Source organism: Amycolatopsis sp. lyj-84 (genome assembly GCF_046549075.1).
GTDB lineage: Bacteria > Actinomycetota > Actinomycetes > Mycobacteriales > Pseudonocardiaceae > Amycolatopsis.
Genome location: NZ_JAJPWO010000023.1, coordinates 53,560 through 66,334, shown reverse-complemented (window position 1 = coordinate 66,334; position 12,775 = coordinate 53,560). Strand labels below are relative to the sequence as shown.

Below are 12,775 nucleotides of genomic sequence, written 5' to 3'. Positions count from 1 at the left end.
GCCGAAACTAGGCGGACCGCGGTGCTCATTCCTCGAAATCCCTTATGGAGAAAAGAATGAAGGCGATTCGTCGTGCCGTCACCGGCACGTTCCTGATGGTGCCCGCGCTCGCCGCGGTGGTCGTGCTCGCCCCCGTCGCACAGGCGACGGACACCGGGCGTCCCGGCGGCGTCGAAAGTTCCAAGGTCGCGGACAACACCCACCTGAAGATCGCGAGCGGCGCGGCGAAGGACGCTGTCGCGGCCAAGCGGGTCCTGCGTTACACCCAGCTGGAACAGAAGTACGACATGTGGTGCTGGGCGGCGGACGGCGCCGGCATCGAACAGGCGCTCGGCGCTTCGATCAGCCAGGACGAGTTCTGTGCCGAGACCAAGGGAACCGCGGTCGGATACTGTCCGAACGAAACGGCCTACATGACCGAGATCGCCCAGGGCTTCCGCAACACCGGGTTCCAGGCCACCTATGTGGACAGTGCGCTGTCGTGGAACGAGGTGCGGCGCCAGATCGACGCGGGGCAGCCGATCATGGCGGACATCAACTGGTCGAACGGCGGCTACCACGCCCAGACGATCTACGGCTACGACGCCGGGAACTCCACGATCAACTACGGCGACCCGTGGCCGTCGTATCAGCGCTACCAGACCCGTACCTACAACAGCTATCTGAGCAACAGCTCGTTCAGCTGGGCCGACACCATCAGCGGCATCAGGAAAGGCTGACCCGTCATGGCCCGTCCTGTTCGAGCGATCTCCCTGCTGGCGGCGATCCTGCTCGCCGCCGTGGCGTTCTCACCCGCCGCCGGTGCCCGAAGCGACGAAGTACCGCGTCTCGACGCGGCCCGGCTCTCGGCCGCCGTCGCCGCCGCACACACCCCGGCAGCGGCGAGCATCGCCAGAACGAACCTCGAACAGGGCGGGCTTCCCGCACCGGGAGCGCTGGGCATCGCGGGAAAGGGCATACCCGCCTACGCGATCAATCCGGATTTCGTCCGGGGGATTCCCGGTGCGCCCGCCGGAAGGCTCGCCTATGTCGCCGTCGTGGTCACGGCTGCCGACGGCCGGAAGGCGACGCTTCAGGTCGCGCCACAGGGCGCTGACGGCTGGACGGCCGAGGCGGCGCTGTCGGGCGAGGACGAACGCGAGCTCGCGGAGTCCCTCCCTCCGGGAGCCGCGCTACTCGGTGAGCCCCAGATCAACGGCTGGTACGCCCTCGAACCGGGGAAGGTCACGTTGTTGCGGGCGAGCCTGCCGCAGAACGCCGTCGGCGAGCCCGTCCCCCTCGCCGACTACCAGCGGCAGGTCGCGAAACGGTACGGTGACCGGCTTCCCGGTGGCCCGGCCGATCGGAAGGGGGAGCTCGGGTTCGTCAGCGACGATCCGAACGAGATGCCCGTTCCCGGTGTCGTCTGGGTGGCCGCGGGCGTGCTCCTGCTCTGTGCGGCCGCGGTGGTTCTGGTGCTACGACGGCGCGCACGCGAAGCTGGTATCGGCCGGCCCGGCACCGAGCAGCGCGCGGCCTAGCCCCACCCTTCGATGAGCCGGGCGAGCACCAAGGTCGCGATGGGGAACCGGGCAAGGGCATCCACATCATGGACTCGTAGGCGCGCAGATCGTCCGAGCAAAGCCATGGATGTCACGATGCTCACCGTTTGGAAGGCAGGGAACGCACCGAAGGCCGATACCGGGCGTTGCTCGACAGCGCCGGTTTCACTCTCGACCGGATCGCGCCGACCCCCAGCCCTTTCGCCGTTCTGGAAGCGACACTGCTGTGATACCGGTGGCTGCCGGGCAGGGCCGGCAGCCACCGGACAAGGCGGTACTCAGCCGCGCGGGATCCGGGGCAGGAGCAGGTACGGCCGCTGCTTCTCGTTGCTGTGCAGGGTGGTCCGGCCGTGGAAGGCCGGCCGGTCCCGGTCGCCGGGGAGCTCGTGCCAGTAGGCGCCGCTACCGCGAATTTCACGACCGTAGACGATCTCGTGCGGCCCGGGCAGGTGGTGTTCATAGTCTTGGCCGCGCACGGACACCCCGAGGGTGTATCCGGCCGGGACGACGATCGACAGTGGCCAGATCTCGACGTCCACTTCATACACCTGCCCGTTGACCAGCGGGGAGATCTCGGTGTGCCGCTGCCATGGCCGGTACGGTCGCGACAGGTCCGGGTCGAGTTCGCGGTGCGAGACGCGCAGCCAGCCCTGGCCGACGGGGCCGTGGGGCTCGAAGGCGGTCGGGAAAAGCACTTCGGTGCCCTCGGGGTCGAACAGGTGCACCGTGGCGAACAGGTCGGCGTCCTCGGTCGTGGACGAGACGAACAGCTTCAGCGCCGCGGGGCCGGTGTACTCCACCTTCCGGTCGGCGGGCGGCAAGGTGAACATCAGTCCTTCCGACCGCGCGACGAACTCCGAGTGCTGCGCGCCGGCCGGAGCGCGGTCGGTCAAGGCACCGGTGTCTAGGTCGAGGTGCAGTTCGGTCCATTCCGTGCGCGCGAGAGGCCATTCCCGCTCGTATCGTGGGAAGAAGCCATCGGGCGTGCGCACCTGCAGCTGAACCGGCGGCTGGTCGTCCCACCCGTTGGCCTCGCCTTTGAGGAAGTGGTCGAAGAAGCGCCGCTGCACATCGAGGCCGTAGTCGGTGTAGAACTCCGTCCAGTGTTCGAGCCCGTGCACTTCCAGCCACTTCCGCTCGGACGAAACGCGTTGGTAGCCCTCGAAGTTCCCTCGCGAGTGCAGGCCCATACCGCCCCAGTTGGCTGCGGTGAGCACGGGCACGGAGATCTTCTCCAGAACCGCGGTGCGGTCCCGGTAGTAGTCGTCGACGACGGGCCGGTCGAGCAGTACCTCGGAGATCCGGATCGCGGCCGCCCGCAGTTCCTCCTCCGTGCGCACCGGTTTGCCCGACACCTTACGGCCGGTGTTCGGGTTGACCGGCGCCTCCGCGCGGCCGTGCTGGATGCGCAGCACCTGGTGCGGCGCCCAGCCGGGCATGAACTCCGACGGGATCCCGCCGTGGTGGGTGTACTCGCGGAAGAAGTCGGACGCGCCCTCCCACGGGCAGATGGCCTTGAGGTGCGGCGGGGACAGTGCGGCGGCCTGCCACTGGTTGGTCGCGAGGTACGAGATGCCGAGCATGCCGACGTTGCCGTTGCTCCACGGCTGGACGCCTGCCCATTCGATCGCTTCGTAGAGGTCTTGTGTCTCACGCGGGGAGAAGAAGTCGATCTCACCCTCGCTGCCGCCCGTACCGCGCACGTCGATCCGCACGCAGGCGTAGCCTTCCGGGACCCACCGTTCCGGGTCCGGGTATTCCCAGACCTGGTACGCGCTGGTCGACTTCTCCGCCACTTCGGGGTGTTCACGCACGAGAGCGGAGAACGCGGACGCGAACCCCTCCGCGAACGCGAGTCCCTTGCCGTACGGGCTGGCCGCCAGCAGCACCGGGTGCGGCCCGTCGTCGTCCGGCCGGAAGATGTCGACGGCGAGCGTCACCCCGTCGCTCATCGTGATCCGCACATCCCAGTCGACCCGCATGCCGTCACGCACTTCACTGTAGGGCTCGTAGTGCTGTGTCATGGCTTCCTTTCTTCTTCTGTCCTTTGTGGTCAGTCGCGCGCCTTGCCCATCGCGGCCATGGCGACGAGGCCGACGACCGGGATGGCGCACAACTGGATGACCCCGGCGGTTTGCCAGCCGAAGGCGGTTTTGGTGGCCGCGAAGAAATAACCGGAGAAACTCGCCGGGATGTACATGGCCGCGACGAACAGGCCCGTCGCCCGGCCGACCTTCGCGCTGGGCACCGAACGCTGGATGAGCGCGCTGGTGTTGGTGTAGACGACCCCGGTGAAGGCGACCCCCAGCAACAGTGAGAACACGAGCTGCGCGGGATAGGTCGTGCCGAGGACGAAGATCCCGGCCCCGCATCCGGCGATCGCGGCGAATCCGGCCACGTTGACCAGCCGCTGGTCGAACCGGTCGGCGAAGATGCCGCAGAAGACCGCCGTGAGCGCGCCGAGCCCGAACATGCCGGCGGCGAGCGCGGTCTGGTCGGACGCGTAGCCGTGCGTCTCGCGGAGATAGGTGGGATACAGCCCGAGGTAGCCGTAGATGGTGAAGCCCGCGGCGACGGTGGCGATGGTGCAGCAGACGACGCGCCGGTTGAAGAAGCGGACGGCATCGCCCGGTGCCGACGTGGTGCGCGGTTCCTCGTGGCGGCCGATCTCCGTCACCGACCGCGGCACCGCGAAGATGAGGACGACGAGGATCACGAGGCCGATCGCGCCGAACACGTAAAGCGGGACGCGCCAGTCGCCCGTCGAAGACAGGAGCGCGCCGCCGAAGAGCGGACCGGCGAACGCGCCGAGCCCGAACGCGGCGTTGATCGACCCGATCGCCACCGCGCGGTTGCGGTGGAAGTACGCGCCGACAGCGGCGTACAGCGCCGCGTTCTGGGCTCCTTCGCCGACACCGGACAGGATCCGCCACACGGTCAGGTCGACGAGCCCGGCCGCCGTCGCCTGCAGCGCGCAGGTGATCGAGAACAGCAGAAGGCTCGCGATGATGATCCGTTTCCGGCCGATCCGGTCGGCCAGATAGCCGGCCGGGATACCGGCCAGGCCCATGCCGAGGGTGAAGATCGTCGACAGCGTCCCGGCCTGGTTGCCGGTGAGCGCGTAGGCCTGCTTGATATCGGGCAGCAGGATGGCGAACACCTGCCGGTCCATCGCGTTGACGAGGTAGGTCAGGTCGAGGACGAGCAGGATGAGCAGGGTCCGGAAGGTCCACTTGGCGGCGCCGGACGCCGGGGTGCTGCCGGTCAGCGTGGAGCCGGCGAGATCGGGGGTGGTCATGGCGGTGCTCCTCGGAGCAGGAGTGGGGTACGGAAAGTCGACGGCACGCGGGCACGTGCGGGATGGCGAACGGGGGTTCGCGCCGTCCTCCGGGACGGCCGGATGGTGCCGGAACGGGATTCAGTACAGGGAGAGCAGTCGCAGGCCGTGCCGCACCTGTTTGAGCCGGTCGTGACGCTCGTGGCGGGCTGCGATCGCCTGGTCGAGTGACACCGGCACGAAGCCGACCGTGTCCGGTGCCTTGAGCTGCGCGAGCACGTCGAGGTCGGCGCTCACGACCGTGCCGATCGTCGCGTAGCCACCTCCGGTCACGGCGTCGCGCAGCAGGCAGATGGCCTCCTCGCCGTTGGGTACCTGCACCGATCCCACCGGGTAGCCCAGGTCGACCACGTTGCTGGGGTTGTCGCCCGCGCCGAACGGGGCTTCACGGTCGACGAACCGCAGTGCCGGCCCGATCAGGCGGCGACCGGTGCGGTCGGATTCGGGCGAGACGGTGAACGTCGAGGAGAAGAACTCGCGGACGCTTTCGTCGGTGAACCGGTGACGGCACAGTCCTTCGACGAGCCGGAGGCGCTGGTGCCCGCCGAGAACGGGGCGCAGCCGGGGATCGACGGTGCTGCCCGCGCCGGGACCGAAGGCCCCGGTCTCGTCGCCGACCGGCAGGATGTCGCCGGAGACGAGCGCCCGGCCGTCGTGCCCGCCGATCGCCGAACTCTGGTAGGTGGACCGGCTCCCGAGGAACGGCTCGGTCCCGATCCCTCCGCGCACCGCGAGGTAGGCATGGCAACCGGTGCGCAGGGTGCCGATCCGCAGCACCTGGCCGGGTTCCACGAACAGTGTCCGCCAGCACGACACGGGCACGCCGTCGACGTCGGCGTCGGCTTCGCCGCCGGTGACCGCCACGGTCGCCGGTTCGGTGAAGCGCAGTGCCGGTCCGATCATGGTGATTTCCAGCGTCGCCGCGTTCTCGTGGTTGCCGGCGAGCAGGTTGGCGCAGCGGTGCGAGTACTGGTCGAGCGCTCCCGAAGGGGGCAGTCCGATGGCGTATTGCCCGTCGCGGCCGAGATCCTGGACGAGGGTGCGGGCGCCGGGGGAGAGGACTGTCAGCATGACAACGCCGCCTCCAAAGTGCGCGGATAGCCTGCCGGGTCGGCGAGGAACTCGGCGAGCGCGAAGCGCACTGGTGCGCGCCGATACCGGTACCGGCCTTCGCGTGAGTCGGTGCGCAACTGCTCGTACTCCTCGCCGGGGACGGGCCGGAAGCTCAGCAGCGTCGAGATCGTGGCGAGCACCTTCGACGTCTCGAACCCGGGAGTCCGCTGGGTGAGGTCGGCGACCGGGACGGGGGAGCGGCCGAGCAGCTGGTAGCCACCGACCCCCGCGGTCGGGTACACGACGGTGAACGCGCCGCCGTGCGCGACCGCCCTGGCCGGGGTTTCCGTCCTCGGCCGCAGGTATTTGGGCGCCTGGATCTGCCGCTCGCGCGGCACGAGCTGGACGCATTCGGTGTTGCCCGGCTTGAAACACGGGAAGGTGACGATGAACGGCGCCGACGTGTGCGCGGTGACGAGGTCGGCCACCGAGGCCAGCCCGTTGATTCGCGCGGTGTAGGCGATGTCCGTCTCCGTCGGCGACTGGTGCCGGTCCCGGAACTTCAGGCAGGTCCGCTCGGTCTCCGGATCCGCGTACCACACGGGGATCTCGACGATCTCCGTGTCCAGCGCCACCGAGCCCGCCTCCCCGAACCGGTCGTGCAAGCGGGCCAGCGCTCGCACGAGTTCGCGCGGGTGCAGCACGTCCGGGTCGGCGCGCACGAGATAGCTCGCGTTGGCCGGGGCGACATCGAGGACGCCGGGCAACTCGCGCCGGGCCAGCTCCCCGGTGATCGCCTGGATCCGCAGCGCTTGCGCGAGGTCCATCCCTTCGCACACTTCGACGAACACGAACTCGTCGCCACCGAAGCTGGCCCGTGCGCCGTCAGCGAAGAACTCGTAGCCGCTCATGGCGCCTGCTCGGGGGCGCGCAGGAGGAATCCCGCCGATTCGAGGCGCCGTCGCACGGCCGCCGCGACCGCGACCGCGTTCGGCCGGTCACCGTGTACGCAAATCGAGCGCACCGGCATCGGGATCACCGTCCCGCCGACCGTGCGGACGGTGCCGCGCGCCATCTCCAGCGCACGATCCGCGATCGCTTCCGGGTCCTTGGTTCGCGGGACCGGCTCGACGATGTTGATCCCGTCCTGGTCGAAGTCGAGGTCGGCCGCGTTCTCCGGGATGACCGGCAACCCCGCCGTGGTGACCGCGCGCATCGCCTCGGTGGGCGCGAACATCAGCGGCACGCCCGGGAGGACCGGTTGGAGTGCCCGCGCGACCCTGGTCGCCAGCTCGGGCGAACGGCAGATCCGCCCCATGAGCGCGCCGTGCGGTTTGACATGGGTGAGGGGCACGTTCTCGACCGCGGCGAGCCCGGCGAGCGCGCCGACCTGGTAGAGGATGTAGTCGACCACGTCGGAGTCGGTCGCGGGCAGCGTCCTGCGGCCGAAGCCGAGCAGGTCCGGGTAGCCGGGGTGGGCGCCCGCGGCGATCCCCGCCTCCCGTGCGCGGATCAGGGACGACCGCATGGTCGCCGGATCGCCGGCGTGATAGCCGCAGGCGATGTTGGCGGTCGTGATGTGCCGGAACAAGGCTTCGTCGTCGCCGAGCGTCCACCGGCCGAAGCTTTCGCCGGCGTCCGCGTTCAGGTCGATCGTCGGTGCGGTCATGATCACCTCCGGATCAGATGGGAAGGATTCGGGCGGCCGAATCGGCGAAGCGTTCGAGCAGCAGTGAGGCGTCGGAGGCGTCGAACACCAGCGGTGGCCGGATCTTGATGACGTTGCCGTGCGGCCCGGAAGCCGACACGAGCACGAAGTGTTCGCGCAGATCGTCCACAAGGGACTGGGCGAGGACCCGGTCCGGGTCCGTGCTTTCCGGTGCGGTCACCTCGATTCCGAGGAACAACCCGGCGCCGCGCACGTCGGCGAGGCGAGGGTGGTCCGAGACGATGCGGGCGAACCCCCGCTTCAGCTGTGCGCCGATCTCGTGGGCGTTGTCGATGAGACCTTCGCCTTCGATGGTGCGGAGCACTGCCGCGGCCGCGGCGATCGGTACGTTGCTGCCGCCGAAAGTGTTGAAGTAGCGCACGTTCCGGCCGAACGCCTGGCCGACCTCGTGCCGCAGCACCGTCGCGGCCACCGGGATCCCGTTGCCCATCGGCTTTCCCAGGGTCACCAGATCGGGCACGACCTCATGCCTGCCGAAGCCCCACCATCCCGTTCCCGTGCGGCCGAACCCCGCCTGGACCTCGTCCGCGAGGTAGACCCCGCCCGCCGCACGGACCTCGGCGGCGAGTACGCCGAGCAGATCCGTCGGAACCGGCTGCACGCCGTCGGAGGAAAAGATGCTGTCCACCACGAGCGCGCAGACCCCGAACCCGTGCCGCCGGAGATCGTCGATGGCCGCCCGGATCTCGGTGCGCAGCTCGACCACCACCGAGGCGCCCTGCCGCAGGGGGTCCGGCGCGCTGATCGTGCGCACGTGCGGTCCCAGCGGCGAGGTCGGGCCGAGGGACGGGGAGAACGCCGCGACCTCGGCGGTCACCCCGTGGTAGGCGTTGCGCGTGACGATGATCCCGGTGTTGCCGGTGTGCGCCCGCGCGATGCGCAAGGCGAGGTCGTTCGCTTCCGAGCCGGTGCAGGTGTAGGTGACCCGGTCGAGTTCCGCGGGGAACGTCGCGAGCAACCGTTCGGAGAAGTCGAGCAGGTCGGCCTGCAGGTAGCGGGTGTTCGTGGTGAGCGTCGACAGCTGCCGGGTGACCGCCTCGACGACGGCGGGATGGCAGTGTCCGAGCGAGACGACGTTGTTGTAGGCGTCGAGGTACTCGTTGCCTGCGGAGTCGTAGAGGTGTACGCCCTTGCCGCGGACGACCTCGACCGGGTTCGTGTAGAACAGCTGGTAGCCCGGCCCGAGCACCTTCTCACGCCGGACGAGGAGGTCCCGGATGTGCGGCGGCTGCGCGGCCAAGGACGCGCCGGTGAAGCCGTTGACCATTTCCGGCCCGCGCGGGCGGCTCATCGCCGCGACTCCGCGAGTACCCGTTCGGCCGCGGCGTCCAGACCGGAGAACGTCACTCGAGCCGTCGCCCAATCACGGGAGGCGTGCGAGAGCACATACGCCGCGCGTGCCGGATCCCGCCGGGCCCGCCACGACGAGATCAGCGCCCGCTGTACCAATCGCGCTGACGACAGCAACGGAAGAAGCTCGAGTTCTTCCTGGGCGACCGGCCTGATGCGGAGATAGTGGCGCAGCCACGAAAGCGGGACCGCCCACGGGTCGGCGGCGTCCACCTCGAGAAGGTTCGACAACGCGATCGCGAGGTCGAAGACCACCGCCGTGCGCACCACGTCGCCGAAATCGAGGATCCCGGTCAAGGCTCCACGAGAGCCGACGAGGAGGTTGTGCGGGCTCAAGTCGTTGTGCACCACCTGGGTGTCCAGTCCGGCGGGCCGGACGTGGAGCGCGAATTCGGCGAGCACATCGCGCGCGAGCATCCGGTCCGCACTGTCCACTGTGTCCAGTACGGGAGCGAGAGCGCCGAGATGGCGCAGATCCCAGATCAAGGTCCGTTCCTGGTTCTCACCGCGGAAGCCGGCGAGCGCGCGGATGAGCTGTGCGTGGTAGCCCCCGAAGGGTGCCGGATCGGCCTCACTCCCGCTCAGCGGTTCGCCAGGGAGGTACGACAGGACCCGCAGCAGCCTCGGACCGCTCGCGTCCAGTGGCGCGATGTCGTGCACGTCCGCTCCGTCCACACCGGACCGGACGACCGGGATCGGCAGGCCGGGCGCGGTGCGCGCGAGGTGGCGCAGCACCGCCGTCTGCAGCGTGAGATCCTCGGCCGATTCGCCCTCACCACCCACCTTCACCAGGTGGCGGGCGCCTGCCGTGTGCAGGACGAAGGTCTCGTCCTTCTCCGAGGCGACGCGTTCGAGCCTGCCGGACAGGCCGTGCACGTCTCGCAGCGCGGCGAGCACCAGCGTTTCGTCGAGGTGCTCCGTGACGGCGTCGAGGCCGCTCGCTGTCACGAGTTCACGGAAGCCGGGCATGGCGGAGCTCCTCACGAAGCCACCCAGCCGCCGTCGATCAGCAGGCTGGAACCGTGGATGTAGGAGGCGGCGGGGGAGGCGAGGAAGGCGACCGCCGGCGCGATGTCACCGACCTCGCCGACCCGTCCGGCGGGGGTGGACTCGAGCATCTGGCGCTCGTAGTCGGAATCTTCGAGCAGGTGCGCGTTGATGCTCGTCCGCACGTTGCCGGGAGCGACCGCGTTGACCCGGACGCCCCGCGGGGCGAATTCGGCGGTCAGTGACTTGACCAGCAGCTCCACCGCGCCTTTGGTCGCGCAGTAGGCGCTTGAGTTCGGGAAACCGACGTGCCCGCAGATGGAGGAGACGAAGATGACGCTGCTGCCGTCACCGAGGTGTCCGGCGGCCGCCCTGGTCAGCCGGAACGGCGCCCGGACGTTGGTCGCCCACTGGTCGTCGAGCTGCTCGTCGGTGGTGTCGGCGAACGGCGTCGGCAGGAAGATCCCGGCAGCGTGCACGAGCACGTCAATGCCCCCGAAGCGCGCGAGCGTGCGGTCGACGACCTTCCCGGGACCGGCGCCGGTCGTGAGGTCGGCGGCGATCGGCTCGGCCTCCGCGCCCGCCGCCCTCAGCTCCGCGGCGACCGTCTCGAGGCGCTGCGCGTCCCGTCCCACCAGGGCGACCCGGGCACCTGCGGCACCGAGTTCGCGCGCGATCTGCGCTCCGATGCCCGAACTCGCGCCCGTGACGATGGCGACCCGGTCGCGAAGCGTCTGTGTGCTGCCAGCCATGAATACTCCCTCGGCCGCTTAATGTAAGAAAACTTACGTTAACGAGGAGTATGCGCCAGGGGAACAGCTAATGCAAGATTTCCTGCGGTAAGGCTCAGGCTGTGCGCAGCGCCCGGTCCACCAGGGCGTCCAGGTCCTGGTCAGGGGACTCGTAGCCGAAGACCGCGCGCAGGTAGATAGGTGCGAGCACGACATCGAAGATGTGGGCGACCGTCGGCGGCTTGCCCCCCGCCGCCTCGACCCGGTCCAACGCCCGCTGCATCTGAGTGGTGCGCTGCCGCAGATACCGGGCGGCGTCGTCAGCGGTCGGAGCGGGCTTGCCACCGGCGAGCGGGGAGGTCGCCGCGGCGAGCGCGTGGAACAGCGCGAACCCCTCACGCGTCTTCACCTGTCCGGCGACCGCGTGTGCCCAGTCGAGCAGATCACGGCGCAGGTCGCCGCTGTCCGGAAACGGCGACTCCTCGTTGAGCTGCGTGACCGCGACGTCGAGCACCAGCGACTCGATCCGCCCCCAGCGCCGGTAGATCGTCACCTCGTGCACACCCGACCGCTCGGACACTTCCCGCACCGACGGCTGGTCATGCCCCTCGGCGAACAACTCGCGCACCGCGGTGTGCACCGCGGTGCGCGTACGGGCCGTACGGCCTCCAGGGCGAGTGTCTGCCATAGAGCCAGGCTAACGCCCGCTGGCGGGGCTGTCGTTGGAGCCACGTCGTCTCCGATTGGGCTCCGTTGCCGACGTAGAGCGGTTCAGCGGCTGCCGAGTTCTCCCTTGGTGAACCCGTGTTTGCGTGCCACGAGCACCGTGGCGAGTGCGGGGACGAGCAGTGCGAGCGCGACCCAACTCAGCCAGGACGCATCCAATCCGCCGAGGACGAGGCCTCCGATGATGCCACTACCGGCGATTCCGATGTTCCATCCGGTGGTGAGGAGTGCCTGGGCGACATCGCCGGCGTCACCTGCTGCTTCGGCGACCGCGGTCTGCAGCAGGGTGGAGGTGCCGCCGAACGCGAGCCCCCAGAGCGCTGCGCCGGCGTAGACGAGCGTGGGCACGCCGGAGAAGATGCCGAGCAGCAGCGTGCATGTCGCGAAGAGCGCACACGCGAGAATCATGAGGAGGCGCAGGTGCCGATGGAGGAGCGCTCCGGTGATCCAGATGCTCACCAGCGACACCAGGCCGAAGGTGAGCAGCACGGCGTCGACTTGACTTGCCATGCCGAGTGGCGTGAGGAACGGGGCGATGTACGTGTAGAGGATGCTGTGGGCGAGTACGAACGTGAGGGTCACGAAAAGCACGGGCGCTACGCCGGGAATGCGGAAGGTGCGGGTGAGCGGGAGCCGTGAGCCCTTCGCCTGTCCGGGAAAGTTCGGCACCGCCGCGATGACCCACACGATCAACGCGAGCGTCAGGACGGTCATGATCCCGAACGCGTATCGCCACTCGATGAGCTTGGCCAGAAGCGCCGCGGCAGGAACTCCGATGGACAGGGCGACGATCGCGCCCGACATCGCGATCGCCATTGCCTTGCCGCGCTGATGTGAGGGAACCATCCGTACCGCGTACCCGGCCAACAGCGCCCAGAGCAACCCGCCGACGATGCCGCCGAGGAACCGGGCGGCCAGCGTAAGCGCGAAGCTCTCGGAGAACGCGGTGACGGTGTTGGCGATCGCGAATCCTGTGATCGCCACCAGCAGCAGGTGTCGGCGCGGCCAGCCGATCGTCGCCTTGGTGAGCGGGATCGCGGCGAGGATCGCCCCGATCGCGAAGACGGTCACGCTCTGTCCGGCGGCACTCTCGCTCACACCCAGGTCTCGGCTCATCGCGGGAAGCATCCCGGCGGGCATCGTCTCGGTCAGGAGCGTGATGAACCCGGTGGTGGCCAACGCCAGAAGAGCCGCCAGCGGGAGCCGGGCGTTCGTCGTCGAGTGAGTTGGCAGAGTCTGGGGTCGTGTCATGGCCCTATGATCAATGAGTGACATTAGTGTGAAGGTCAAATGCGGTATCCGCCGAGTCACATGAAACCAG

At 69.1% G+C, this 12,775-nt stretch carries 13 protein-coding genes; 3 read left to right on the top strand and 10 right to left on the bottom strand.

Translation table 11 applies throughout. The annotated features are described in order from the left end of the window. Window positions 1-56: 56 nt before the first annotated feature. The 3 genes from ACLJRM_RS41925 to ACLJRM_RS41915 all read left to right on the top strand — a co-directional run bounded on the left by ACLJRM_RS41925 (window position 57) and on the right by ACLJRM_RS41915 (window position 1,771). The gene (locus ACLJRM_RS41925; protein WP_410666214.1) at window positions 57-719 is read left to right on the top strand and encodes a papain-like cysteine protease family protein; all 663 of its coding nucleotides are present in this window, start codon (window positions 57-59) and stop codon (window positions 717-719) included. A 6-nt stretch (window positions 720-725) separates the two neighbouring features. Then, entirely contained in the window at window positions 726-1,520 is a 795-nt protein-coding gene (locus ACLJRM_RS41920) for a hypothetical protein (protein ID WP_410666213.1), read from the top strand. Between the two features lie 128 nt (window positions 1,521-1,648). Beyond that, on the top strand, window positions 1,649-1,771 hold the full coding sequence (locus ACLJRM_RS41915; RefSeq protein WP_255414910.1) for a hypothetical protein: 123 nt from the start codon (window positions 1,649-1,651) through the stop codon (window positions 1,769-1,771). A 48-nt stretch (window positions 1,772-1,819) separates the two neighbouring features. Here the strand turns inward: ACLJRM_RS41915 and ACLJRM_RS41910 are convergent, their stop codons facing one another. The 10 genes from ACLJRM_RS41910 to ACLJRM_RS41865 all read right to left on the bottom strand — a co-directional run bounded on the left by ACLJRM_RS41910 (window position 1,820) and on the right by ACLJRM_RS41865 (window position 12,705). Continuing rightward, the gene (locus ACLJRM_RS41910; protein WP_410666212.1) at window positions 1,820-3,565 is read right to left on the bottom strand and encodes a CocE/NonD family hydrolase; all 1,746 of its coding nucleotides are present in this window, start codon (window positions 3,563-3,565) and stop codon (window positions 1,820-1,822) included. Between the two features lie 29 nt (window positions 3,566-3,594). Continuing rightward, complete coding sequence (locus tag ACLJRM_RS41905; RefSeq protein WP_101607260.1) at window positions 3,595-4,839, bottom strand: MFS transporter; 1,245 nt, start codon at window positions 4,837-4,839, stop codon at window positions 3,595-3,597. A 120-nt stretch (window positions 4,840-4,959) separates the two neighbouring features. Next, window positions 4,960-5,949: a biotin-dependent carboxyltransferase family protein gene (locus ACLJRM_RS41900; protein ID WP_410666211.1), complete on the bottom strand. Its 990-nt coding sequence runs from the start codon at window positions 5,947-5,949 to the stop codon at window positions 4,960-4,962. After that, window positions 5,943-6,842 carry a 5-oxoprolinase subunit B family protein gene (locus ACLJRM_RS41895; RefSeq protein ID WP_101607262.1) on the bottom strand — a complete coding sequence of 300 codons (900 nt, stop codon included), beginning with the start codon at window positions 6,840-6,842 and terminating at the stop codon, window positions 5,943-5,945. The genes ACLJRM_RS41900 and ACLJRM_RS41895 overlap by 7 nt, the downstream gene beginning before the upstream one ends. Then, window positions 6,839-7,600 (bottom strand): 5-oxoprolinase subunit PxpA, encoded by a 762-nt coding sequence (locus ACLJRM_RS41890; protein ID WP_410666210.1) that lies wholly within the window; start codon window positions 7,598-7,600, stop codon window positions 6,839-6,841. The genes ACLJRM_RS41895 and ACLJRM_RS41890 overlap by 4 nt, the downstream gene beginning before the upstream one ends. 13 nt (window positions 7,601-7,613) lie before the next feature. Further along, on the bottom strand, window positions 7,614-8,951 hold the full coding sequence (locus ACLJRM_RS41885) for an aspartate aminotransferase family protein (RefSeq protein ID WP_410666209.1): 1,338 nt from the start codon (window positions 8,949-8,951) through the stop codon (window positions 7,614-7,616). After that, the gene (locus tag ACLJRM_RS41880) at window positions 8,948-9,979 is read right to left on the bottom strand and encodes a phosphotransferase (RefSeq protein ID WP_410666208.1); all 1,032 of its coding nucleotides are present in this window, start codon (window positions 9,977-9,979) and stop codon (window positions 8,948-8,950) included. Before ACLJRM_RS41880 ends, ACLJRM_RS41885 begins: the two co-directional genes overlap by 4 nt. An 11-nt stretch (window positions 9,980-9,990) precedes the next feature. Then, on the bottom strand, window positions 9,991-10,749 hold the full coding sequence (locus ACLJRM_RS41875; RefSeq protein WP_410666207.1) for an SDR family NAD(P)-dependent oxidoreductase: 759 nt from the start codon (window positions 10,747-10,749) through the stop codon (window positions 9,991-9,993). Window positions 10,750-10,843: 94 nt separating this feature from the next. Next, window positions 10,844-11,416: a TetR-like C-terminal domain-containing protein gene (locus ACLJRM_RS41870; protein ID WP_168214298.1), complete on the bottom strand. Its 573-nt coding sequence runs from the start codon at window positions 11,414-11,416 to the stop codon at window positions 10,844-10,846. 83 nt (window positions 11,417-11,499) lie between these two features. Beyond that, a complete protein-coding gene (locus ACLJRM_RS41865) occupies window positions 11,500-12,705 on the bottom strand; it encodes an MFS transporter (RefSeq protein WP_410666206.1) in 1,206 nt (401 codons plus the stop codon). Between the last annotated feature and the right edge of the window lie 70 nt (window positions 12,706-12,775).